Genomic DNA, 22,828 nt, shown 5'->3' with positions numbered 1-22,828 from the left:
GTCGCCGGGTGGATACCTTTGGAGTCATGCTTGGACGGATCGGTACGACAGGGCTCCTGGTGATCGCGCTCACCGCGTGCGGCGGTGGCGGCGGCTCGGCGGAGGTGGGGCCGACCGGGGGCAAGGCGGCCCCGCCCGCGCAGACCACCTCGGCGGCCCCGAGCACCACGGCTCCGCAGCAGAGCCCGGTGCAGCGGGTGCTGGCGAGGATGAGCGTCGAGGAGAAGGTCGGCCAGCTCTTCATGCCCGTCCTGTACGGCACCGCCGCCGACACCGTCTCCGGCGAGAACCAGGCCAGGTACGCCGCCCGGACCCCGGCCAAGGTGATCGCGAAGTACCACCTGGGCGGCGTGATCCTGTTCCCGCAGAACGTCAAGAGCGTCGGCCAGGTCGTCGGCCTGACCAACGGCATGCAGCGGGCCGCCGAGGAGGTCCCGCTGCTGATCGGCACCGACCAGGAGAACGGCCTGGTCTCCAGGATGTCCGCGCTCATGACCGACTTCCCCGGCGCGGCGGAGATCGGGGCCACCAAGGACACGGACCTGTCCAGGGACGTGGCCAGGGCGACCGGCGAGGAGCTGCGCGCGCTCGGCGTCAACCTCGACTTCGCGCCCGTCGCCGACGTCAACGTCAACCCGCGCAACCCCGTCATCGGCCGCCGCGCCTTCGGCAACGACCCGCAGAAGGTGGCCAGGATGGTGGCCGCGGCGGTCAAGGGGTTCGGCGAGGCGAAGATCGCCGCCACCGCCAAGCATTTCCCCGGGCACGGTGACACGTCCGTCGACAGCCACACGGGGCTGCCGGTGATCAAGCACACGCGGGCGGAGTGGGAGCGCATCGACGCGCCGCCGTTCAAGGCCGCGATCGACGCCGGGGTGGACGCGGTCATGAGCGCCCACATCGTCTTCCCCAAGCTGGATTCGTCGGGCGACCCTGCGACGCTGTCCAAGCCCATCCTGACCGGGCTGCTCAGGGAGAAGCTCGGATTCAAGGGCGTGATCTCGACCGACGCGCTGAACATGGCCGGGGTGCGCAAGAAGTACAACGACGGGGAGATCGCGGTGCGGGCCGTGCTGGCCGGGGCCGACCTGCTGCTCATGCCGAACGACCTGCCCAAGGCGTACGACGCGGTGCTGGCGGCGGTGAAGTCGGGCCGGATCTCCAAGGAGCGCCTCGACCAGTCGGTCACCCGGCTGCTGACGCTCAAGCAGAAGAGGGGCCTGCTGACCGAGGCGCCCGTGGCCTCGGCGGAGCGGGCGGCCGGGGTGCTGCGCTCGCCTGAGCACCGCGAGCTGGCCGCCCGCGCCTAGCGGGGTCAGTGCGAGCCGTGCAGGCCGCTGGCGATGTACATGGCGGCGAGCATGGCGAACAGGAACGCCTGCAGGAACATGATGAACATCTCGAACGCGGTGATCACGATCGTCATGGCCACGCCGAGCAGGCCGAGGCCCGCGCCGAGCGGTGTGAGCTGCTCGAACAGGAAGTAGAAGCCCACCGAGCTGAAGAAGGCCACGAGGAGGTGGCCCGCGAACATGTTCGCGAACAGCCGGATGAAGTGGGTGAACAGCGAGGTGAGGAAGACCTCGGCGAGGATCAGCGGGGCGTAGATGGCGTACGCCCAGCCGGGCAGGCCCTCCAGGTACACCACGTCGCGCAGGTAGCCGCGGACGCCGTGATGGCGCACGCCGAGGTACACCTTGAGGACGTACACGGAGATCGCCAGCACCGCCGCGAAGTTGACGTGCGCGGCGACGGGGAACTGGATGAACGGGACGACGCCCATCAGGTTCCAGATGAGCACGGTGAGGAAGATCGTCAGGAGCAGGCCCATCCATCGGTCGGAGTCCTTGCCGAGGCTGGGCCTGGCGATCTGCTCGCGTACGAAGGAGTAGGCGTACTCGCCGATGCTCTGCCAGCCCCTTGGCACGATCTTGGGCTTGGCGAAGGCCGCCCAGCACAGCGCGATGGCGAGGACCGCGCTGAACAGGACGATGAGGATCGGTTTGGTGAACCATTCCGGTCCACCGGGGATGATGGGGGGAAATTGGAAGAGTTCGGAGCCCGGAGCGGTCCACTCTTCAGGGGAGGTGATCAGGATCGTCGTCCGCACGGCGGTCCCTTCTGGGTAGCGACTTACGCTGGAAGGACACCTTAACGGGATATTTCGGCCCCCTTTTTAAGGGGTTTTATCCGGTTATTAAGGGGCGGATCCCGGTAAAAGTCGCGACCGTGACGCTCTACCCTAGAACGATGGTTACGGGTGTGCTCATCGACTGGGGCGGCGTGCTGACGACCAGCCTCTCCGACTCCATCGCCCGGTGGATCGCGGCCGACAGGATCGACGCCGACCGCTACTACACCGTGATGCGCGAGATGATCGACCACGCCTACCGGGGCGGCGACGGGGAGAGCGTCGTGCACGCGCTCGAAAGGGGCGAACTCGACGGAGCCGCCTTCGAGCGCGACCTCGCCGCCCGGCTGCTGACCCTCGACGGTGTGCCGCCGGTGGCCGAAGGGCTGCTGGAGCGCATGTTCGCGGGCTTCGAGCGGGTCGAGGCCATGTACGACATGCTGCGCGACGTCCGCCGCAACGGCGTCAGGACCTGCCTGCTGTCCAACTCCTGGTCCAACACCTACCCCCGGGACGACTGGGACGAGGTCTTCGACGCGGTCGTGATCTCCGGCGAGGTCGGCATGCGCAAGCCCGAGCCGCGCATCTACCAGCACGCGCTCGGCATGATCGGCCTCGACGGCGCGCAATGTGTGTTCATCGACGACATCGAGGCCAACATCGTCGCCGCCCGCGAACTCGGCATCGCCGGGATCCACCACCGCGACGCGGCCACGACCATCGCCGAGCTGGAGACCCTGCTGCGGCTCACGTTGCGCAAGTAGCCCGCCGATGCGGTCGTGACCAGGCACTATGAGTAGGGTGGCGGAGCCTGGTGAGGCAGGTTCTTCCACAGCAGAAGTGTTGGAAAGGTACGTCATGCGCGTCTATCTGCCGTGCACTCTTCCGGCCCTGGCCGCGGCGGTCGAGGCCGGGGAGCTGGGCCCGGCCCCGCTGACCGGCTACGCGGTGACGCCCGCGCTGATCGAGTGGTACGCCTCGGGCGACACCGAGGAGCTCGAGTACGTCGCGCTCACCGAGGCGGCCCGCGCCTCGCTGCGCATGCTGGCCGCCGACCGCGCCGACGGCGTTCCTGCCGCACCCCGCCGCGTGGTGGTCGCCGCCGAGGTGCCGGAGCGCTCCGCGACGGTCGGCGTCGACCTGGAGGAACGCGCCCGGGTACGCCTCGCCGAGCCGATCCCGCTGGCCAAGGTGGCCGCGGTGCACATCGACGACGAGTACGCGGTTCCCGACATCGAGGCCGCCGTCGCCGCCCTGCCGGCCTCCGACGAGGGCGACGACGACGCGCGGTTCACCGTGGACGGCGCCGAGGCGCACGAGCTCATGTGGTACGCGACCCAGGAGATCCCCGAGCTGCTGCGCCCATAACGGTGCGATCACGGCCGGGCGCGCTTCCCCGACCATGCGGAGTCGATCTCGCTAGGGTCACCATCCAGCACGAGTCGTCTGACAGAAGGAGTCGGTTCCACGTGATGCGTCGAGTCGCAGCGATCGCTGTAGGTGCGGTGACTCTCCTGGCCGGATCGCCTGCGCAGGCCCAGGCCGCGCTCAAGCCGTACGACGGCCAGGACCCCTACCGGTCGGGCTGCGGCAACTCGGCCAGGGTCGTGAAGACCGCCAAGATCAAGAGCCGGGTCCACGGAGAGCTCGGAACCATCAAGCTCATGTGGTCGGGCCGGTGCCAGACCAACTGGACCGAGATCAAGACCGCCTCCTCCGCGCGAGGCACCATCAACATCTACACCGCGGACGGCCGGCACAACCGGTTCAGCTTCAGGGCCGGCAACGGCGGCCGCCACTGGGGCGACATGCTCTGGGCCAAGGACATGTGCGCCTGGGGCAGCGTCAGCATCCAGTGGAACGGCGGCAACGGCGGCCAGAACGCCCAGGGCACCACGGGCAAGGCCTGCCGCTAGCTGCGGCGGCGAGGGGCTGCGGCCGCGCGGTCGCAGCCCCCGGTTCATCCGAATGTCACACCGTCCATCTAGGCTAGGCGTGACATGACAAAGCACATCATCTGGGATTGGAACGGCACGCTCTTCCACGACTCCGACGCCGTGGTCCAAGCCACCAACGAGATCTTCAAGCCGTACGAACTGCCCGAGCTGACCCTGGACGGCTTCCGCGCCGTCTTCACCCGCCCCATCTGGGTGGCCTACGAGCGCCTGCTCGGCCGCCCGCTCGACGAGGGCGAATGGCAGCGGCTCGACGCCGGGTTCCACGAGCACTACTTCCGGCTGTGCGACGTGTGCCAGCTGGCCGCCGGTGCGGAGGTCATCCTCTCGACCTGGACGGGTACGCAGTCGCTCTGCTCCATGGCCCCGCACGAGCACCTGGTGCCCAAGGTCGAGTCGTTCGGCATCACCCGGCACTTCACCCGGATCGACGGCCTCACCGGCGCCCTCGGCGGCGAGAAGGCCGCCCACATGACCGCGCACATCGAGGCCATCGGGGTCGACCCCGCGGAGATCCTGGTGATCGGCGACAGCGTGGACGACGGGCTCGCGGCCAAGCACGTGGGAGCCAGGGCGGTGCTCTACACCGGCGGCATGACCACCAGGGCCGAGCTGGAGGAGACCGGGCTGCCCGTGGTGGACCGGCTGTCCGACGCGCTCGAACACGTCTGACCATGCTGTAATCGCCAGGGCGGCGCCCCGGCGGCGGCGACGGCCTTACCCTTGCAGGGACCCCTCAGGAGGCTGCCATCAACCGCCTTGTGCTGTGGAACGTCGATCTGACGCTCGTCGACGTCGCCATCGTGACCAGAGACGCCTATGCCGAGGCGTTCCGCGTCGTGACCGGGCGACCGCTGGTCAAGCTCGTGCCCCCGCTGGGGCGGCCCGACTCCGAGATCGTCTTCGAGACGCTCGCCGTCAACGGCGTCGTGGCCGAGGACGATCACCTGCCCCGGTTCCTTTCGGCGCTCGCCACGGCCTTCGCCGACCGGCGCGGGCGGCTGGGCGAGGACGGGCGGATGATGCCCGGGGCCAAGGCGGCGCTGAAGGCCGTCTCCCGGCTCGACGGGGTGGTGCAGACGGTGCTGACCGGCACCATCCGGGCCAACGCCGTGCACAAGCTGAAGGCGTTCGGGCTCGACAAGCACGTCGACTTCGAGCTCGGGGGGTATGGCGAGGAGGTCTATCCCAAGGCGACCCTGCTGCAGGTGGCGCAGTCGCGTGCCAAGCAGCGGCTCGGGACGGCGTTCACGGCCGCCAACACGGTCGTGATCGGGGACTCCACGCGGGACGTGCAGGCGGCCAAGATCGGCGGGGCCGGGATGATCGGGGTCGCTTCCGGGCGGTCGATGGCGTCCGAGTTGCGGGAGGCGGGAGCCGATATCGTGCTGCCCGATCTGTCCAACGCCTCGGAGGTGGTCGCGGCGGTCGCGGCCCTGACCGCCCCCCTGGACCGCGCGGGGCGCTGACGGCCCCTGAGCCACCTGACCTGCCCGGGCGTGCGGGTTGTGTGGCCGGCCGCCGCCGCCCAGCGACCCGCCGCACTTCGGCGGGTCCTTGGTGAGGAGCAGGCAGGCCGCGGGGCGCACGGGCCTTGGCGCACCGCAGCGCCGCCTCGGCCCAGCGGGGGGCTGGGGGCGCCCCTGGCGTGTCGGCGCAGGTTGCGGGGCGGCTTGGTGCGCCGGCGCGGGAGCGCGGGTGGTCTGGCGTGTCGCGTAGGTCGCGCGGCGGCTCTGGTGCGTCGGCGCGTGGTCGCCGGGCGAGGTCGGGGTCAGGGGAGGGCGCGGAGGAAGCGGGCCGCGATCGGGGCCGCGACGGCGGAGCCGGCGCCGGCGCCCTCGACGATGACCGAGAACGCCACATCCCCCTGGTACCCGATGAACCACGAGTGCGCCGGCGGCTCCTTGCCCGAGCCGTACTCCGCCGTGCCCGTCTTCCCAGCCGTTCCGGCGGGGAAGCTGACCCCGTGGGCGGTGCCGTCCGTGACGACGGCGGGCATGAGCCGGCGCAGGGCCTTGACCACGCCGTCCTCCAGGGGACGAGGGTCGGCGGGTTGCCCGCCGGGGATGGGTTCGCCGGTGACCAGCCGGGGCGGGATGTAGGAGCCGGAGGCGATGGCGGCGGCGACCGAGGCCATGTTGAGTGGGCTCGCCAGCACCCTGCCCTGCCCGATCGAGGCGGAGGCGAGGTCCGTGTCGTCCTTGGGGTCGGGGAACTCGGCGCGCACGGCCGGCACGCCCGGCGTGATCGCGGACCCGAAGCCGAAGCTCCTGGCGACCTCGCCGAGCCGGCCGTCGTTCAGCTCGGCCACGCTCATCTCGCCGAACGTGGTGTTGCACGAGTGCGCGAACGCGTCCTGGAACGACAGCGTGCCGAAGTCCTTGAAGCCCGCGTTGTGGAACGGGAAGCCGCCGATGTTCTTCTCGGCCGGGCACGTCACCTGCTGCCCCGGCGAGACCCCGTCGGCGACCAGCGCGGACGCCGTCACGACCTTGAACGTCGACCCCGGCGGGTACTTGCCGAGCAGTGCCCGGTTGAACCCGCCCGGCGCGTTGACCGCGGCCAGGATCTCCCCCGTCGAGGCCCGCAGCGCCACCAGGGAAGCGGGCTTGTCCGTGCCCTCCAGCGCCTCGGCCCCCGCTCGATGCACCTTCAGGTCGATGGTGGTCTGGATCGGCTCCTTCCCGGCCTGCTGCTCGGCGACGGTCCTGACGCGTTCGCCGCCCTTGTAGAGGTCGATCCTGGTCCTGGACAGCTCCTCGAAGCGGTCGGGGAAGGTCTGCTTCATGCCCTCGACGAGCTGCTGCACCGAGCCGGGCGCGCTCGCGTTGTTGAGGTCGGAGCCGTCGGCGGCCAGGACGCGTACGGGGTCGCCCTTCTGCGCGACCACCTTCAGCGACATGCCCTCCTTCAGCAGGGGGTGGAGGGTGGCGGGTGTCCAGGCCACCTTCCAGGTGCGGTCCCGTTCGACGAGCCGGAGCTCGCCGTCGTACTCCCAGTTCCGTGCGCCGGTGAGGGCGGCCTTGAAGGTGACGGCGTCGTCGTCCGACGCCTCGCCCGGGCGGAAGGCGGCCCGGGTGGCCTTGAGGTCGGTGAGGAAGCGCCGGTGCACGCGTTCGAAGTCGGCGGGCGGCTCGGCGACCAGCGCCCGCATCGCCGCGTAGTCCTGGGCCGACCAGGCCGCGAGGTACCGCCCGGCCGTCTCCTCGGGCGAGCCCTCGACCCGCAGCGCCCAGATGACGCCGCCCGCCACGAGGGCCGGGATCAGGAGTGCCGCCACGATCAGCGGCCACCGCCTGCGGCGTCGTCTGCCATAGATTCTCCCCGTTTGTGGTGCCATGACGCAGAGAACACCAGAGCCCACGGAGTGGTGTCCAATATTGATATGGTCCGTTTTCGGATATAAATCTGGATATAGTGGCTGGTCATGGACCTGGTCCGGCATCTCCGCTACTTCATCGTGGTGGCGGAGGAACTGCACTTCGGCAACGCCGCCATCCGGCTCGGCATGGCCCAGCCGCCGCTCAGCCAGCGCATCAAGCGGCTGGAGGAGGAGCTCGGCGTGCGGCTGTTCGACCGCTCCGCCCGCCAGGTGCGGCTCACCGAGCCCGGCCGGCTGCTGCTGGGCGAGGCCCGCGAGATCGTGGGCCGGGTGGACCGGCTGCACGAGCTGGCCAGGCAGGGCGGCCGCGGCACGGTGCTGAAGGTGGGGGTGCCGCCCGATCTGGCCGCGACGGTGCTGGCCGCCCTGGTCGCGGCCTTCCGCGAGAGCAGCCCCGACGTACGCCTCGCGCCCGCCGAGATCTGGACCGCCGACCAGGTGACGGCGCTGGCCGAGGGCACGATCGACGTCGGCCTCGTCCGCCATCCCGTGACCGCGCCCGGCCTGACGTTCGGCCAGGTGCTGGTGCAGGCGCAGGGCGTGCTGCTGGCCGAGGGCGACCCGCTCGCGAACGTCGGCGAGGTGCACCTGGCCGACCTGGCGGGCCGCGAGCTGGTGATGCCGCCCAAGGAGGGCGAGCCGGGCTGGCGCGCCGAGGTGCTCGCGGAGTGCCGCCGCCAGGGCTTCGTGCCCGCGCAGGTGCACGAGGGCGCCGGGCTCGGGCTGGTGCTGGCGGGGGCGGCGGTGGCGTTCGGGCCGAGGATGGAGCTGGCGGGGCTGGCCTGGCGGCCGCTGCTAGGCTCGCCGATCACGAGCCGGGTCTCCACCGCCTGGCGCGCGGCCACGCCCGCGGTCGGCGACTTCTCGGCCGCCGCCGCACGTACGTTGAAGGAGAGCGCCGGGATGACCCACGAAGGCGCCGCGCCCGTGCGGCGGGTCAGCCGCAGGCCCGGGATGCTGGCATGAGCACCCCGGCCTTCGACCAGCTGTTCCGGGCCGCCGGGGTCACCGGCTGGCTGTACGCGGCCGACGTCGACACCGGCCACGACCTCGGGCACGGCGCCGACGAGCCGATGCCCACGGCCTCGATGTTCAAGGTGCCGCTGCTGGTGGCGCTGTGCCGGCAGGCCGACGCCGGGCTGCTCGACCTGACCGAGCGGGTCACCGTGACGGCCGCCGACCGGGTGTCAGGGCCGACCGGGATCTCCTCGATGCTCGACGACGTGACGATCTCGCTGCGCGACCTGGCGTACCTGATGATCGCGCTGAGCGACAACACCGCGGCCGACAAGCTGCTGGGCAGGGTCGGGTTCGAGGTGATCAACACCATGCTGGAGGCGTTCGGGCTGAAGGAGACCCGGGTGGTGCAGGGCTCGGGGGAGATGCTCGGCAGCATGGACGTGGACACCGGGCACGCCTGGCCGTTCGTGGATCCCGACGACATCACCCGGCTCAGCGTGCTGGACCCCGCGCGCACCAACCGCAGCACCGCGCGGGAGATGGCGCGGCTGTTCGGGATGATCTGGCGCGACGAGGCCGCCTCGGCGCCGTCGTGCGCGTGGATGCGGGGCGTGCTCAACATGCAGGTGTGGCCGCACCGCATGGCCTCGGGTTTCCCGTACGACGACGTGGCCGTCAGCGGCAAGACCGGCACGATGCCGACGCTGCGCTGCGAGACGGGCGTCGTCGAGTACCCCGACGGCGGCCGGTACGCGGTGTCGGTCTTCACCCGCTCCTTCGGCACCGCGCTCATCCAGCCGCGCGCCGACGCGGTGATCGGCACGGCCGCGCGTATGGCGGTGGACCACCTACGGAGGTAGCAAGTTATGGGGGAGGCCGGGTATGAATTCCCCCCGTACGGGCGACAGGATGAGGCATATGGTTGCTGAGGGCGAGCTTCTCTGGGAGCCGAGCGAAGAGATCGTCGAGTCCGCCAGGCTGACCCACTACCTGCGATGGCTGGGCCGGCCCGTCGACTACGAGGACGCGTGGCGATGGTCCGTCGACCGGCCCGCGGAGTTCTGGACGTCGGTCTGGGACTACTTCGAGGTGATCGGCGATCGGGGTGACGGGCCCGTGCTGTCGGGGTCGATGCCCGGCGCCACGTGGTTCGCGGGCAGCTCGCTCAACTACGCCGAGAACGCGCTGCGGCGCACCGGCGAGGGCACCGCCCTCGTCTTCGTCTCCGAGGACGGCGGCCGGCAGGAGCTGACCTGGGACGAGCTGCGCGAAGAGGTCGCCAGGGTACGCACCGGGCTGCTGCGGCTCGGCGTCGGGCGCGGCGACCGGGTGGCCGCCTACCTGCCCAACATCCCCCAGGCCCTGATCGCCTGCCTGGCCACCGCCTCCCTGGGCGCGATCTGGTCGGCCGGCTCGCCCGACTTCGGCGTGCCGAGCATCGTCGACCGGTTCAAGCAGATCGAGCCCAAGGTGCTCATCGCCGTGGACGGTTACCACTACAACGGCAGGAGCTACGACCGCTCGGCCGCGGTCAACGAGATCGCCGCCGAGCTGCCCTCGCTGCGGGCGACCGTGTGGATCCCGTACCTGGCGGCGGCCGAGGAGGGCCGCGCGCCGCAGCAGGCCGAGCCCGCTCCGGGGCACACCAGCGAGGTGCCGCACGGCGAGGTGATCGGCTGGGAGGGGCTGCGGGCCGAGGAGGGGCCGCTGGAGTTCGAGCGGGTGCCGTTCGACCACCCGCTGTGGATCCTCTACTCCAGCGGCACGACCGGGCTGCCCAAGCCGATCGTGCACGGGCACGGCGGCGTCGTGCTCGAACACCTCAAGTCGCTCGCCTTCCACCAGGACCTGGGCGAGGGCGATGTGTTCTTCTGGTACACCACCACGGGCTGGATGATGTGGAACTACCTCATCGGCGCCCTGCTGGTGGGGGCCACGCCCGTGCTGTACGACGGGTCGGCCACCCACCCGTCGCCCGCCGCGCTGTGGCGGATCGCCGGCTCGGAGGGCGTGACGTACTTCGGGGTCGGGGCGCCGTACATCATGGCCTCGCTGAAGGCGGGCATCCACCCCGAGGGGCTGGAGCGGCTGCGCGGGGTCGGCTCCACCGGGTCGCCGCTGCCGCCTGAGGGGTTCGCCTGGGTGGCGGCCGAGCTGCCCGGGGTGCCGATCGGGTCGTTCTCCGGGGGAACCGACGTGTGCACGGGGTTCGTCGGGGCCACCATGCTGCACCCGATCAGGGCGGGGATCATCCCGTGCCGGTCGCTGGGGGCGAAGGTGGAGTCGTACGACCCGCTGGGCAAGCCGGTCGCCGGCGAGGTGGGGGAGCTGGTGCTGAGCCTGCCGATGCCGTCGATGCCGGTCATGTTCTGGAACGACCCCGGGGGCGAGCGGTACACCGAGAGCTACTTCGACGTCTATCCCGGGGTGTGGCGGCACGGCGACTGGATCAAGGTCAACGAGGACGGGAGCTGCGTGATCTACGGGCGCTCCGACTCGACGCTCAACCGCGGCGGCGTGCGGATGGGCACCAGCGAGTTCTACCGGGTCGTCGAGCGGTTCGAGGAGATCGCGGACAGCCTGGTGATCGACACTGGGCAGCTCGGGCAGGAGGGGCGGCTGCTGCTGTACGTGACGCTCACCGAGGGCGCCGAGCTGACCGAGGCCCTGGAGCGGGAGCTGTGCGGGGCGCTGCGCAAGGAGCTGTCGCCCAGGCACGTGCCGAACGAGATCCGTGTCGTGCCCGGCATCCCGCGGACGTTGTCCGGGAAGAAGCTGGAGGTGCCGGTGCGGAAGATCCTGCTCGGCACGCCCGTGGAGGACGCGGCCAACCCCGATGCCATGGCCAATCCCGAGGTGCTGCGCCACTTCACGCCATGAGGATGGTGATTTTTCCGCGGATGTCGCCTGCTTCGGCTCTTTGGTGGATTTGAGGGAGTTCCGTCAGCGGGTGTGACTCCGCGATCTCGACCGCCAGCCGGCCGGCGTCGATCAGGGTGGCGAGGGTGGCCAGGTCGTCCGGGTCGTAGCGCATCACGAAGTGGCCCTCGCCCCCGGCGATCGAGACGGTCGTGCGGGACTGCCCGGCCGGTCCGTTCGGGATCAGGTTCAGGAGCACGTCCACGTCGGTGGGCAGCGGGGTCGTGGTGTAGTCGATCACGTCGTCGGCCCCGAGCCGCCGCACCGCGGCGGCGCTGCGCGGGCTCGCGGTGGCGGTCACGTGCGCGCCCGCCAGCTTGGCGAGCTGTACGGCGAACATGCCCACCCCGCCGCCGGCCCCGTTGACCAGCACCCGCTGCCCGGGCGTGAGGCGGGCGTGCTCGTGGACCGCCTGCCATGCGGTGAGCCCGGCCACGGGGACGGCGGCGGCGTCGGCGAGCGGGATGCTTCGCGGGGCCCTGGCGAGGGCGCCGGCCGGGGCGACGACGTACTCGGCCGCCGCTCCGTCCGCCATGCCGAACACCCGGTCACCCGGCGCCAGGCCGCTGACACCCGCGCCCGTTTCGACGACCGTGCCCGAGACGTCCCAGCCGAGGGTGTGCGGCAGGCTCGCCCGGAACACCTCGGGCAGCAGCCCCGATCGCAGGCCGACCTCCGACGGGTTGAACGAGGTCGCGGCCACCTCCAGCAGCACCTCCCCGGGACCGGGGCGGGGGATGGGCACCTCGTCGAGGCGGATCACGGAGGCGTCCCCGAACTCGTGGATCCGCGCCGCCCGCATCACGGCCCCCGTGCGCGACCCGCCAGGCGCCCAGAGGAACGCGTCGGCGTGTTCACGTACCCACTCGCGGAACGAGCGGGCCGGGGCCTTCGTGACCTCCTCGACCGCCGACGTGACCGGCAGCGGCCGGCTGACCAGCTCGGCCTGGGCCCGCAGCACCTCCTCCACCACCCCGGGCGGCCAGCCCTCCGCCGCGAGGGCGGCGCGGGCGTGCTCGGGCGAAAGCTCCTCCCACCGCACCGGCAGCCCGGTGACCTCGGAGATGACCCGCACCTGGTCCGCCTGGGTGAGCGTCTCGGGCCCGGTCAGGGTGTAGGCCGCGCCGTGGTGCCCCGCGTCCAGCAGCGCCCGTACCGCCACGGCCGCGATGTTCCGCTCGTGTACCACTGGCATGCCCGCCGCCCCGTACGCCCCCCGCACCACCCCGGCCCGCACCTGCCGCGCCCAGCGCAGCGCGTTGGCCGCGAAGGCGTGCGGGCGCAGGAACGTCCACTCGCCGGCCATCTCCTCGACCAGCCGCTCGACCTCGCGTTCCCCCTCACGCCGCGCGGCGGAGGACAGGTAGACCACGCGCCGCCCCGCCAGCGCCCGCAGCACGTCCCGCGCGCCGTCGGCGGTGGCGAACGGCCAGATCAGCAGCGCCGACGTCACCCCGTCCAGCGGTGGCAACGTCCCCGGGTCCCGCAGATCGCCGTCACCGCCGCTCAGGGCCACCACCTCGGCCCCGGCCTCCCGCAGCAGCGCCACCGCGTGCCGCCCCACCGTGCCGGTCGCCCCGGTCACCAGAATCCGTCCCATGTCCGGTCTCCTCTCGTCGCGTTCCAACCGTAGGGAGATCGGGAGAGATGGCCAATGCGTTCAGGTCTTCCATTCATACGTCAGCGTCTTCCGCGCTAGAGTCCTCGGCATGGACGTGCTGAGCGACGTGATCGCCGTCATGCGGACCGGCAGGCCCCGTTCGGCCCGGGTCGAGTGGCGTGCGCCCTGGGGCCAGCGGTTCCCGGCGGCGCCCGGGTCGGCCGGGTTCCAGGTGGTGCTGCGCGGGGCCACGTGGCTGCTGCCGGCCGACGGGCCGCCGGTCGCGCTGTCCGCGGGGGACGTCGTGTTCTTCCCGCGCGGGCACGGCTACGCGATGGCCGACAGCCCGTCCACCCCGGTGGCCGAGCCCGACTGCGATCCGTACACCGACGAGGCCGGCCTGTTCGCCTCGGCCTCGATGGAGGGGCAGGGCGCGGCCACGGTGCTGCTGTGCGGCGGCTACCGGCTCGACCCCAGCCGGGCGCACCCGCTGCTGCGCGACCTGCCCGACCTCATCCACCTGCCGGCGGCTCCCGGGCTGCATCCCGAAGTGCGCGCCGCCGTCGAGCTGCTGGGGGCGGAGATCCACCGGCCGGGGCTGGGCGCGGACACGGTCGTGTCGTCCCTGCTCGACATGCTGCTGCTGTACATCCTGCGGGGCTGGATCGCGGCCGAGCACGGGCGCTGCGAGGTCACCGGCTGGGCGGCGGCGCTGGCCGATCCGGCCGTCAGCGCGGCGCTCGACGCCATGCACCGCGACCCGGCCCGCCAGTGGACCGTGGCCGGCCTGGCCGCGCGGGCGGGGCTGTCGCGGGCGGCGTTCGCGCGCCGGTTCGCCGCGCTCGCGGGGCAGCCGCCGCTGGCGTACCTGACGTGGTGGCGCCTGTCGAGCGCGGGCCGGCTGCTGCGGGAGACGGACGCGCCGCTGAGCGAGATCGCCGCCCGGGTGGGGTACGGCTCGGAGTTCGCCTTCGCCAACGCCTTCAAGCGGCAGTACGGCGTGGCCCCCGGAAGGTACCGCCGCACGGCCTGCCCGGACCGGCCAGAGGAGGCCGCCCTCACGCGATGAGCTCAGCCGCGCTCGCCGGGGACGACCAGGCCCGACTCGTACGCGGTGACGACGGCCTGGGTCCTGTCGCGCAGGCCGAGCTTGTTCAGCACGCGGCTCACGTGGGTCTTGACCGTCTCCTCCGTGACCACCAGCCGGTCGGCGATCTCGACGTTGGACAGGCCCTCGGCCACCAGCCGCAGGACCTGCGTCTCGCGCGGGGTGAGCGCCGACAGGCCCGCGTCGGGCCGGCTCCGCGCGGGCGTCAGGCGGGCGAACTCGCTGATCAGCCGGCGGGTGACGGCCGGGGCCAGCAGCGCCTCACCGGCGGCGATCACGCGGACCGCGTCGAAGAGGCGCTCGGCGGTGACGTCCTTGAGCAGGAAGCCGCTGGCCCCGGCGCGCAGGGCGTCGTAGACGTACTCGTCGAGGTCGAACGTCGTCAGGATGAGCACCCGCGGCCCCTCAGGGCCCGCCACCAGCCTGGTGGCCTCGATGCCGCTCATGCCCGGCATGCGTACGTCCATGAGCACCACGTCGGGGGACAGCTCGCGGCACACCCGCACCGCCGCGGCCCCGTCGGGGGCGGTGCCGACCACCTCGAAGTCCGGCTGCGTGTCGAGCAGCTCGGCGAACCCCGTGCGGACGACCAGGTGATCGTCGGCGATGACGACCCGGATCACGAGGCGTCCCTGCCGGGAAGGCGCGCCTCCACCAGGAAACCACCGCCGGGCGCGGGGCCCGTACGCAGCTCCCCGCCGACCGCCACCGCCCGCTCCCGCATCCCGGCCAGCCCATGCCCGCCGCCCGTCTCCCCGTGGCCGCCGGCTGCCTGCCCGGGGCTGGGGCCGGGGCCGTTGTCGCGGATGCGCAGGCGCAGCGCGTCGCCGGTGTAGTCCAGCTCCACGTCCACCGCCGCCCCCGGCGCGTGGCGGCGGGCGTTGGTGAGCGCCTCCTGGACGATCCGGTACGCGGCCAGCTCCACGCCGGGATCCAGCTCCACCGGCGCCCCGCGCAGGATCAGCCGGGTCCTGCTCCCGGACGCCTCGCGGGACTCGTCGAGCAGCTCGTTCAGCTCGTCCAGGCGCAGGCCGGGCTGCGGGCGCCAGGTCGTTTCCGCCTCCGCGTCCTCGCGCAGGACGCCGAGCAGGCGGCGCATCTCCGTCAGCGCAGCCCTGGCGGTGTCGCCGATCGCCAGCAGCCGGTCCGCGCCCGCCGCGGGCATGCCGGGGACGGCCAGCCGGGCGGTCTCGGCCTGCACGGCGACCATGGAGATGTGGTGGGCGACCACGTCGTGCAGCTCCCTGGCGATGCGGGCGCGCTCGCCGCGGGCCGTGTGCTCCAGCAGGCTGTCGGCGATGACCTGACGGGCGGCCGTGTCGGCCCTGGCCTGGTGGCGGGCGCGGCGGGCGATCCCGGCCAGCGCCGCGGCCGGGGCCAGGCAGCCGAGCAGCAGGGTGAGCAGGCGTACCGAGCCCTCGGACCGGCCCGCCGCCTCCGCCGCCACCGCCAGCACCGGGAACGGCACGGCGAGCGCCACCGCCCGCCACGGCGGCCCGCCGGACCGGTAGGCCGCGATGAGCTGGGCGATCAGGCCGGCGGGGGTGAAGGTGTGGAAGGCGGTGATCGACAGCAGGCTCGCGCCCGTGACCAGGAGACCGGCGGTGGCGGGCTGGTTCCAGAGCAGGGCCAGCGGGAGCGTGGTGCCCAGCGCGAGCAGCGGGAGGACCACGGCCTGCACCCCCGGCCCGCCGTCCCCGCCCGCACCGCCGCGCGGGAACCGCGTGCCGCCCGAGTCGCCACGCGGGAGCGGCGTGTCGGCATGGCCGCCGGTCGCGATAGGAGCTGTGCCGGCCGGTGTGTCGGCGGGGACGGCTTCGGTGCTGGAGAAGGCCAGGTGGGGTCCGAGTTCCGACTGCGCGATCGCCTGCGCCACCCCGGCCAGCGCCAGCACCGCGACCAGCACGAACGGCGCGTACCGGGTCGCGGCGAGCCGCCGGGCCGCACCCGCCCACGCCCCGAGCCGCCCGTACGGCACCGGCGCCGCCCACCGGTCGTACGCTCGCTCCACGGACCTCATTGTTTCCCCACCACCCCCCGCCTGCCATCCCTCCCAGGAGGGACGCCCTCTTCCCAGGATCGCTCCCTCGCGTGACGACCGCCCCGGGCGCCGCTGCCTAGTGTGCCTGGACATGGAAGCAACCATCGAAGTCACCGGCCTGCGCAAGCGGTTCGGCAGCACGACGGCGCTGGACGGGATGACGTTCACGGTGCTGCCCGGCCAGGTGACCGGGTTCGTCGGGCCGAACGGCGCGGGCAAGTCCACGACGATGCGCGTGGTGCTCGGCCTGGACGCCCCCGACGAGGGGCGGGCGCTGGTGGGCGGCAGGCCGTACCGGAGCCTGCGCCGCCCGCTGGGTCACGTCGGCGCGCTGCTCGACGCGGGCGCGCTGCAGCCGGGACGCACGGCCCGCAACCACCTGCTGTGGCTGGCCCACTCGCAGGGGCTGGGCGTGCGGCGGGTGGACGAGGTGCTGGAGCAGGTGGGGCTGTCGGCGGTGGCGCGGCGCAGGGCCGGAGGGTTCTCGCTGGGCATGCGGCAGCGGCTGGGCATCGCCGCCGCCCTGCTGGGCGACCCGCCGGTGCTCATGCTGGACGAGCCGTTCAACGGGCTGGACCCGGAGGGCATCGTGTGGATCCGGGCCTTCCTGCGGTCGCTGGCCGCCGAGGGGCGCGCGGTGCTGGTCTCCAGCCACCTGATGAGCGAGCTGGAGGACACCGCCGGCCATCTCGTGGTGGCGGGGCGCGGCCGGGTGGTCGCGGACGTCGCGGTGGCCGAGCTGATCGCCTCGGCCTCCCAGGACCGGGTGACGCTGCGCACCACGGCCAGGCCGGCCGCCATGTCGGCGCTGGCCGGGGCCGGGGCGACGGTGACGGTCAGCGAGCGGGACACGGTGGTCGTCTCCGGGATGCCGGCGGGGGAGGTGGTGCGGCTGCTCGGCGCCCAGGGGGTGCCGTTCTCGGAGGTGAGCGCGCACCGGGCGACGCTGGAGGAGGCGTACCTGGAGCTCACGAGGGACGCCGTGGAGTTCAAGGGGGCGGCGCGATGAGCTTCCGCCACGTGCTGCTCGCGGAGTGGACCAAGCTCAGGACGGTACGCGGCTGGGTGGCCGGGCTGGGGGCCGTCTGCCTCGCCGTCGTCGGGCTCGGCCTGCTCTTCGCCACCGGCAGCCACTCCTCGTGCAGCAAGGGCCCGGTCGAGGTGCCCTGCCCGGCACCCACGCTGGGCCCGGACGGCACGGCGGTCGTCGACCGCTTCTACTTCGTCAGCCTGCCGCTGGACGGCAACGGCGCCATCACCGCCCGGGTGAACTCCATGACCGGCCAGATCCGCCTGCCGGACGCGACCCCCGGGGTGCGGAACGTCGTCCCCGGCGTCGTGCCCTGGGCGAAGGCCGGCCTCATGGTGAAGGAGAGCACCGAGCAGGGAGCCGCGTACGCCGCGATCATGGTCACCGGCGCCCACGGCGTGCGCATGCAGCACGACTTCACCGAGGACGTGGCGGGCGGCCCGCAGGGCGTGTCGCCCGGACGGCCGCGCTGGCTGCGCCTGAGCCGCACCAACGACACGATCACCGGCGAGGAGTCCCCCGACGGGAAGCAGTGGACCGTGGTCGGCACGGCCAGGCTGTCGGAGCTGCCCGCCAGGGTGCGCATCGGCCTGTTCGCCGCCTCGCCCCCGGACGTGCGGGTGGAGAGCAACCCGCTCGGCGGCACGGCCACGGCCGGCCGCTTCTCCGAGGTCACCGCGATGATGGACGAGATCAGCGTGGGCGGCACGACGTCCGGCACGTGGAGCCGCGACGACATCGGCGTCGACTACGACGTGGACGGCACCCCGCACCACCCCGGCGGGCTCGTCAGGAACGGCGGCACGTTCACCGTCACGGGGACCGGCGACATCGCCCCCAACACCACCGAGGGCACCATCGAGCGCACGCTGACCGGCGCGCTGATCGCTCTCGTCGTGGCCATCGTGGTGGCGGTTCTGTTCGTCACCGCGGAGTACCGGCGCGGCCTGATCCGCACGACGCTGCTGGCCGGCCCGCGGCGGGGCAGGATGCTGGCGGCCAAGGCCGTGGTGGTGGGCGCGGCCACGTTCGCGGCGGGGCTGGTGGGAGCGGCCGTCACGGTGCCGCTCGCGGTGCGGGTCCTGCGCGGGAACGGGATCTTCACGCTGCCGGTGAGCACGCTCACGCAGGTGCGGGTGATCGCGGGCGCCGCGGGCGTGCTGGCCGTGTCCGCCGTGCTCGCCCTCGCGCTGGGCGCCCTGTTCCGGCGCAGCGCGCCGGCGGTCATCGCGGCGATCGTGGTGCTCGTGGTCCCGTACGTGCTGGGGACCGCGTCCATCCTGCCCGACGAGGTGTCGCGCTGGCTGCTGCGGCTCACGCCGGCCGCCGGGTTCGCGATCCAGCAGAGCGTGCCGGAGTACGAGCAGGTGATCTCGCACTACGTGCCCGCGATGGGGTACTTCCCGCTGCCGCCGTGGGGCGGGTTCGCGGTGTTGTGCGCATACGCGGCGCTCGCCCTCGGCCTGGCCGTTCGCCGCCTGAACCGGAGGGACGTGTGAGGCGGGAACTGCACGCCGAGTGGACCAAGCTGCGCACGGTGGCCGGTCCGGGGTGGCTGCTGCTCGGGATCGTGGTGCTGACCGTGGCGGGCGGCGCCGCCGCGGCCGGCGCGATGGAGTGCCCGTCGGCGGGCTGCGGTCAGGACGCCACCCGGATCGCCCTGTTCGGGGTGCAGCTCGGCCAGGGGCTGGTGGCGCTGCTGGCCGTGCTGGCGGTCTGCGGGGAGTACAGCACGGGGATGATCCGTACCAGCCTGACGGCGATGCCGCGCCGGATGACCGCGCTGGCCGCCAGGACCTGCCTGCTCGCCGGGCTGACGTCGGCCGCGGGGGCGCTCGGCGTGCTCGGCTCCCTGCTGGTGGCGCGGCTGCTGCTGCCGGGCAACGGCTTCACGCCCGAGCACGGCTACCCGCCGCTGTCACCGGCCGACGGGCCGACGCTGCGGGCGGCGGCCGGGTCGGTGCTCTACCTGGGGCTGATCGCCGTGCTGAGCGCGGGCGTGGCGACGGCCGTACGGGACTCGGCGGTGGCGGCGGGGGCCGTGCTCGGGCTGCTCTACCTGTTCCCGATGGTCGTCCTGATGATCAGGAACGAGGACGTGCAGCGCCTGCTCTGGCGGATGTCGCCGATGAACGCCGGGCTGGCCGTCCAGGCCACCACGAGCCTGCCCGCCATGCCCATCGGCGCGTGGGCGGGGCTCGGCGTGGCCGCCGCGTGGGCCGTGGCGGCGCTGGCGTGCGGCGGGCTGCTGCTACAGGCACGTGACGCCTAAATACGAAATACCCGATTTTGGCGGGATCCGGTTATTAGCCGGGGCTTTGCTTGATAAAAGCCATGAATTCTCGGCGGTGCGGGTAGGCGTTGATTTATGAGGATAAAGCTTCAAAGAATGGCCGCCCTTGGAGTCGCTGCCGCCACTGTCTGCGCGATCCCCGCGCCTGCTTCCGCCGACCACACGGACCAGGCCGGTCAGGTGTCGGGGGTCGTGCTGCGGCCCGGAGACAAGGGAGAGGCCGTCAGGCTGCTGCAGCAGAAGCTGCACCGCGGCCACTACTACTTCGGGAAGATCAACGGCGTCTACGACGAGCAGACCAAGATGGCCGTGTGGGCGCTGCAGAAACACCGCAAGATGATGCCGCAGGGCGAGGTCGGATCGCGGGTGTGGTCGGCGCTGGAGCGGCCGGCCCGCCGCCGCCCGCTGGTGCCGGGCGGCGGCGCGAACCGCGTGGAGATCAGCCTGCGCGACCAGCTCCTGACCGTCTACCGCGACCGCCGGCCGGCGTTGATCACGCACATCTCGTCCGGCGCCGAGGTGCGTTACTGCGAGGGCGGTCGCTGCGGCAACGCCGTCACGCCGGTCGGCGACTTCCGCGTCGCCCGGCGGGCGCCGGGCTGGACGACGGGGCGGCTCGGGTCGATGTTCAACTCCCTGTACTTCGTCGGTGGCATCGCCATGCACGGCTCGACCAAGGTGCCGCTGCGCCCGGCGTCGCACGGTTGCGTACGCGTCCCGCTGACGACGTCGAAGCGGCTCTTCGAAATGGTGAAGATCGGCGAGCCGGTGTATGTGCGAGGTTCGATTATGTGACGTCGAATGGCGCTGAAATTTATTCATATCAGCGCCGTTTCCGAAATATCCGTTTTTTGTGTTACGCCCCCCTCACGATCAGGCGCGTGCGATGCCGACGCGGGTGAGCCGCGGCACGCTCTCTCCTGCCTTCTTCATCACGCCGTCCTTGACCAGCCGCAGCGGCCTGCCCGCGGGCTTGGGCCCGCCGCCGTGGTCGCCGCCGTTGGTCTGGGCCAGCCGCAGGGCCAGCGCCGGGCACATGTCGACCGCCCGCCGCGCCTCCTTGGCCATGAACCCGGGGATCTGCCGGAACGACGGGAACCCGTAGTCGTCCAGGTCCACGAACTCCGGCAGCAGGTGCGCGCAGAGCCCGTGCCCCTGGCAGCGGGACCAGTCGACCTCCAGCCGGTACTCGGGCTCGGCCTCGCGCTCCGGCATCGGCAGCACCCCGCGTACGGGGCGGCCGCAGGAGCCCTGCTCCAGATGCTGCGCGATCTCGACCTCGAACGCGTCCAGGGCCGACAGCACGAACTTGGCCGTGCCGTCCGGGTGGAAGCACGCCCCGCGCCGCTCGACGCCGCGCACGCAGCGCCGTACCGCGTCGATGGAGCCGGTGCCCTCGACCAGCGCGTACATGGCCTTGGCGATGTCGGGCAGGCCCAGCCGGCACGGGCCGCACTGGCCCGCGGACTCCGCCGCGAGGAAGGCGGCGACCCTGGCGGCCTCGCCCAGGGCACAGGTGGACTCGCCGAGCGGGACGATGATCCCGGCCCCGAGCGTGGCTCCGGCCTGCTTCATGCCCTCGCGCGAGATCACGGCCGTCTCGACGACGTCCGCCGACAGCCACGCGCCGTGGTAGCCGCCGATGAGCACGCCGTCGCCGATCTCCGCCTCGCACAGCCCGAGCACGTCCGACAGGTACGTCCCCGTGGGCGCCTCGATGACGGCGCCGTGGGCCGCGCCGCCGCTGACCGTGAGCAGGATCGTGCCGGGCTCCTTGGCGGTGCCCACCTCGGCGTACTTCTCCGGCCCGTACTCGGCGAGCAGCGCGAACTGCGCGTACGTCTCCGTGTTGGACAGCAGCGTCGGCAGCCCGTCCACGCCGCTCGTCGCGGCCCGTTTCTTCCTGCCCGGCGGGATGCCCTCCTCGCCGTTCACGGCCTTGACCAGCGCGCCGCCCTCGCCGGAGATGAACCGCTCCTTGATCCCGACCACCCTGATCGGGACCCGGCTCTCGGCTCCGCCGGACACGTTGGCCGCGCGGCGCTCGTTCACGGCGGCGGTGACGGACGCCTCGGCGACCTCGCCACCGGCCGTGGCGACGACCACCTCGCGGGCGCCCAGCGCCTCGGCCGCCAGCACCGCGCCGTCCAGCACGAGGTGCGGGTTGCGGGTGAGCAGCATGGCGTCCTTGGAGCTGGCCGGCTCGCCCTCGGCGCCGTTGACCAGCACGACGCACTCGCCGCCCGAGCGGGCCGCGTCGGCCACCGCCCGCAGCTTGCGGGCGAACGGGAACGCCGCGCCGCCCCTGCCGCGCATGTCCACCTCGTTGGCGTACGAGATCAGCTCGCCCAGCTCCCTGGGCTCCATGACTCCGTGAAGCGTGCGGTGGGCGGGCAGGTCGAGCCGACGGCAGTGGTCCAGCCCGGCGGTCAGCCGGGCCGGACCCATGCGTAACACCCGTGGCACCCTGGCCGGGATCACAGCCGCCCCCCGGGAGATGCGGGAACCACTCCCGTGCAACGGACCAGCCGGACGGTCATCCTGCCTCCCGGTATCTGCGGCGGGCCTCGGCGAGGCTGACGGGCGCCTTGACGGCTGCCGCCGCCGCTCCGGCCGTGACCGGAGCCCTTTCCGTGTTCTTGCGCGCGTTCTTCTGCGGGGCCTTCAGCGGCCGCTCCGACGGCACGCCCAGGGCGGCGGGAGCGGTTACGGCGGGCCCTGCGACCTTCTCGGGTACGATCGGCGGCCTGCGTACCGTCGCCAGCACGCGGACGATCAGCGCGCCGCCGACCGCCGCCATGCTGGCCACGTACGACCAGGCCACCCAGCCGGCCGGCGGGCGGCCGGCCGTCAGTCCGTGCATGATCCCGACGGGCCAGGCCAGATACGCGGCCGAATGCAGGATCCGCCACATCCACGGCCTGGTCCGCGTCGCGAACCGCCCCCTGAGCATTCCCGTCACCACGGCCAGGACCATGAGGTCGAAGGCCAGGGTGCCGAGCCCCACGTAGATCCCCGCGACCGGCACGACCGCCGCCCCCGGCGGCACGTGCCCGAGGCTGATCATGAGCGTGATGTGCGTGACCAGGTACGCCAGCCCGATGAGCGCGGTGGCCCGGTGGGCGAGCTGGGCCCTGACCCGGTTGGCCGGTGACAGGAAGACGCGTTCGGTGGTGAGCAGGCCGAGCGCGATGGTCGCGGTCAGCAGTACCAGGGCGAACACGCCCGCGTAGAACTCGAGGAAGCCGACCCCGCGGCCGAGCAGCGCGATCCCGCGTTCCGTCCTGGTCAGCGCGAACACTGACAGCACGAGGGCCGCGATGGAGGCGCTCGCCCCCAGCCGGACGTTCCTGGTGTCCAGCAGGGTGGGGGCGTGCCTGGGGTGTCGTCTGTGGAGCATGTATTTCCC

The 22,828-nt window shown here is 72.6% G+C and carries 21 protein-coding genes; 14 read left to right on the top strand and 7 right to left on the bottom strand.

The window, feature by feature from the left end:
• The first annotated feature begins 26 nt into the window (after positions 1-26).
• On the top strand, positions 27-1,310 hold the full coding sequence (nagZ, locus tag HD593_RS50155) for a beta-N-acetylhexosaminidase (protein ID WP_185109944.1): 1,284 nt from the start codon (positions 27-29) through the stop codon (positions 1,308-1,310).
• A gap of 5 nt (positions 1,311-1,315) precedes the next feature.
• On the opposite strand, the gene atpB is transcribed toward nagZ, so the two are convergent.
• A complete protein-coding gene (gene atpB, locus HD593_RS50150; protein ID WP_185109943.1) occupies positions 1,316-2,110 on the bottom strand; it encodes a F0F1 ATP synthase subunit A in 795 nt (264 codons plus the stop codon).
• A 140-nt stretch (positions 2,111-2,250) separates the two neighbouring features.
• Between atpB and HD593_RS50145 the strand changes: the two genes are divergently transcribed.
• The 5 genes from HD593_RS50145 (at position 2,251) to HD593_RS50125 (ending at position 5,555) form a co-directional block, all read left to right on the top strand.
• Entirely contained in the window at positions 2,251-2,895 is a 645-nt protein-coding gene (locus tag HD593_RS50145; protein WP_185109942.1) for an HAD family hydrolase, read from the top strand.
• A gap of 94 nt (positions 2,896-2,989) precedes the next feature.
• Entirely contained in the window at positions 2,990-3,499 is a 510-nt protein-coding gene (locus tag HD593_RS50140; RefSeq protein ID WP_185109941.1) for a DUF6912 family protein, read from the top strand.
• A 137-nt stretch (positions 3,500-3,636) separates the two neighbouring features.
• Positions 3,637-4,047 carry a DUF2690 domain-containing protein gene (locus HD593_RS50135; protein WP_221525366.1) on the top strand — a complete coding sequence of 137 codons (411 nt, stop codon included), beginning with the start codon at positions 3,637-3,639 and terminating at the stop codon, positions 4,045-4,047.
• Positions 4,048-4,131: 84 nt separating this feature from the next.
• Positions 4,132-4,758, top strand: a complete 627-nt coding sequence (locus HD593_RS50130; protein WP_185109939.1) for an HAD family hydrolase — start codon at positions 4,132-4,134, stop codon at positions 4,756-4,758.
• Positions 4,759-4,847: 89 nt separating this feature from the next.
• A complete protein-coding gene (locus tag HD593_RS50125; protein WP_185109938.1) occupies positions 4,848-5,555 on the top strand; it encodes an HAD family hydrolase in 708 nt (235 codons plus the stop codon).
• A 302-nt stretch (positions 5,556-5,857) separates the two neighbouring features.
• Here the strand turns inward: HD593_RS50125 and HD593_RS50120 are convergent, their stop codons facing one another.
• The gene (locus HD593_RS50120; protein WP_312904323.1) at positions 5,858-7,366 is read right to left on the bottom strand and encodes a penicillin-binding transpeptidase domain-containing protein; all 1,509 of its coding nucleotides are present in this window, start codon (positions 7,364-7,366) and stop codon (positions 5,858-5,860) included.
• 147 nt (positions 7,367-7,513) lie between these two features.
• Here HD593_RS50120 and HD593_RS50115 point away from each other — a divergent pair, with 147 nt between their 5' ends.
• From HD593_RS50115 to HD593_RS50105, 3 genes are read left to right on the top strand one after another with little or no spacing between them, the layout of a single operon-like run.
• A complete protein-coding gene (locus HD593_RS50115; protein WP_185109936.1) occupies positions 7,514-8,434 on the top strand; it encodes a LysR family transcriptional regulator in 921 nt (306 codons plus the stop codon).
• Positions 8,431-9,288 carry a serine hydrolase gene (locus tag HD593_RS50110; protein WP_185109935.1) on the top strand — a complete coding sequence of 286 codons (858 nt, stop codon included), beginning with the start codon at positions 8,431-8,433 and terminating at the stop codon, positions 9,286-9,288. Before HD593_RS50115 ends, HD593_RS50110 begins: the two co-directional genes overlap by 4 nt.
• A gap of 58 nt (positions 9,289-9,346) precedes the next feature.
• Complete coding sequence (locus HD593_RS50105; RefSeq protein WP_185109934.1) at positions 9,347-11,308, top strand: acetoacetate--CoA ligase; 1,962 nt, start codon at positions 9,347-9,349, stop codon at positions 11,306-11,308.
• On the opposite strand, the gene HD593_RS62820 is transcribed toward HD593_RS50105, so the two are convergent.
• On the bottom strand, positions 11,298-12,947 hold the full coding sequence (locus HD593_RS62820; protein WP_246547165.1) for an alcohol dehydrogenase catalytic domain-containing protein: 1,650 nt from the start codon (positions 12,945-12,947) through the stop codon (positions 11,298-11,300). The genes HD593_RS50105 and HD593_RS62820 overlap by 11 nt on opposite strands.
• Positions 12,948-13,056: 109 nt before the next feature.
• Here HD593_RS62820 and HD593_RS50095 point away from each other — a divergent pair, with 109 nt between their 5' ends.
• On the top strand, positions 13,057-14,016 hold the full coding sequence (locus HD593_RS50095) for an AraC family transcriptional regulator (RefSeq protein ID WP_185109933.1): 960 nt from the start codon (positions 13,057-13,059) through the stop codon (positions 14,014-14,016).
• A gap of 2 nt (positions 14,017-14,018) precedes the next feature.
• On the opposite strand, the gene HD593_RS50090 is transcribed toward HD593_RS50095, so the two are convergent.
• Together HD593_RS50090 and HD593_RS64040 are read right to left on the bottom strand one after the other, a co-directional pair.
• On the bottom strand, positions 14,019-14,678 hold the full coding sequence (locus HD593_RS50090; RefSeq protein WP_185109932.1) for a response regulator: 660 nt from the start codon (positions 14,676-14,678) through the stop codon (positions 14,019-14,021).
• The gene (locus HD593_RS64040) at positions 14,675-16,066 is read right to left on the bottom strand and encodes a sensor histidine kinase (protein ID WP_221525365.1); all 1,392 of its coding nucleotides are present in this window, start codon (positions 16,064-16,066) and stop codon (positions 14,675-14,677) included. The genes HD593_RS50090 and HD593_RS64040 overlap by 4 nt, the downstream gene beginning before the upstream one ends.
• A gap of 121 nt (positions 16,067-16,187) precedes the next feature.
• On the opposite strand from HD593_RS64040, the gene HD593_RS50080 reads away from it, so the two are divergent.
• From HD593_RS50080 to HD593_RS50065, 4 genes are all read left to right on the top strand, one after another.
• Entirely contained in the window at positions 16,188-17,105 is a 918-nt protein-coding gene (locus tag HD593_RS50080) for an ABC transporter ATP-binding protein (protein WP_185109931.1), read from the top strand.
• Entirely contained in the window at positions 17,102-18,625 is a 1,524-nt protein-coding gene (locus HD593_RS50075) for an ABC transporter permease subunit (RefSeq protein ID WP_185109930.1), read from the top strand. Before HD593_RS50080 ends, HD593_RS50075 begins: the two co-directional genes overlap by 4 nt.
• Positions 18,622-19,398, top strand: a complete 777-nt coding sequence (locus HD593_RS50070; protein ID WP_185109929.1) for an ABC transporter permease — start codon at positions 18,622-18,624, stop codon at positions 19,396-19,398. The genes HD593_RS50075 and HD593_RS50070 overlap by 4 nt, the downstream gene beginning before the upstream one ends.
• A gap of 117 nt (positions 19,399-19,515) precedes the next feature.
• The gene (locus HD593_RS50065; protein ID WP_185109928.1) at positions 19,516-20,214 is read left to right on the top strand and encodes a L,D-transpeptidase family protein; all 699 of its coding nucleotides are present in this window, start codon (positions 19,516-19,518) and stop codon (positions 20,212-20,214) included.
• A 78-nt stretch (positions 20,215-20,292) separates the two neighbouring features.
• Here HD593_RS50065 and HD593_RS50060 read toward each other — a convergent pair whose 3' ends face one another.
• Positions 20,293-21,867 carry an NADH-quinone oxidoreductase subunit NuoF family protein gene (locus HD593_RS50060; RefSeq protein ID WP_185112617.1) on the bottom strand — a complete coding sequence of 525 codons (1,575 nt, stop codon included), beginning with the start codon at positions 21,865-21,867 and terminating at the stop codon, positions 20,293-20,295.
• Between the two features lie 88 nt (positions 21,868-21,955).
• The gene (locus tag HD593_RS50055) at positions 21,956-22,819 is read right to left on the bottom strand and encodes a ferric reductase-like transmembrane domain-containing protein (protein ID WP_185109927.1); all 864 of its coding nucleotides are present in this window, start codon (positions 22,817-22,819) and stop codon (positions 21,956-21,958) included.
• Positions 22,820-22,828 lie beyond the last annotated feature (9 nt).

This window comes from Nonomuraea rubra, from assembly GCF_014207985.1.
GTDB classification, from domain to species: domain Bacteria; phylum Actinomycetota; class Actinomycetes; order Streptosporangiales; family Streptosporangiaceae; genus Nonomuraea; species Nonomuraea rubra.
The sequence above is the reverse complement of the archived record's forward strand: the minus strand, read 5'-3'. Positions and strand labels throughout refer to the sequence as shown.

What these genes read in the sequence shown, in the direction of transcription:
- HD593_RS50105 (WP_185109934.1), top strand. Translation starts at nt 9,347, where the DNA reads ATGGTTGCTGAGGGCGAGCTTCTCTGGGAGCCGAGCGAAGAGATCGTC.
- HD593_RS50130 (WP_185109939.1), top strand. Translation starts at nt 4,132, where the DNA reads ATGACAAAGCACATCATCTGGGATTGGAACGGCACGCTCTTCCACGAC.
- HD593_RS50140 (WP_185109941.1), top strand. Translation starts at nt 2,990, where the DNA reads ATGCGCGTCTATCTGCCGTGCACTCTTCCGGCCCTGGCCGCGGCGGTC.
- HD593_RS50115 (WP_185109936.1), top strand. Translation starts at nt 7,514, where the DNA reads ATGGACCTGGTCCGGCATCTCCGCTACTTCATCGTGGTGGCGGAGGAA.
- HD593_RS50065 (WP_185109928.1), top strand. Translation starts at nt 19,516, where the DNA reads ATGGCCGCCCTTGGAGTCGCTGCCGCCACTGTCTGCGCGATCCCCGCG.
- HD593_RS50080 (WP_185109931.1), top strand. Translation starts at nt 16,188, where the DNA reads ATGGAAGCAACCATCGAAGTCACCGGCCTGCGCAAGCGGTTCGGCAGC.
- HD593_RS50060 (WP_185112617.1), bottom strand. Translation starts at nt 21,867, where the DNA reads ATGGGTCCGGCCCGGCTGACCGCCGGGCTGGACCACTGCCGTCGGCTC.
- nagZ (WP_185109944.1), top strand. Translation starts at nt 27, where the DNA reads ATGCTTGGACGGATCGGTACGACAGGGCTCCTGGTGATCGCGCTCACC.
- HD593_RS50055 (WP_185109927.1), bottom strand. Translation starts at nt 22,819, where the DNA reads ATGCTCCACAGACGACACCCCAGGCACGCCCCCACCCTGCTGGACACC.
- HD593_RS50075 (WP_185109930.1), top strand. Translation starts at nt 17,102, where the DNA reads ATGAGCTTCCGCCACGTGCTGCTCGCGGAGTGGACCAAGCTCAGGACG.
- HD593_RS62820 (WP_246547165.1), bottom strand. Translation starts at nt 12,947, where the DNA reads ATGGGACGGATTCTGGTGACCGGGGCGACCGGCACGGTGGGGCGGCAC.
- HD593_RS50110 (WP_185109935.1), top strand. Translation starts at nt 8,431, where the DNA reads ATGAGCACCCCGGCCTTCGACCAGCTGTTCCGGGCCGCCGGGGTCACC.
- HD593_RS50145 (WP_185109942.1), top strand. Translation starts at nt 2,251, where the DNA reads ATGGTTACGGGTGTGCTCATCGACTGGGGCGGCGTGCTGACGACCAGC.
- HD593_RS50095 (WP_185109933.1), top strand. Translation starts at nt 13,057, where the DNA reads ATGGACGTGCTGAGCGACGTGATCGCCGTCATGCGGACCGGCAGGCCC.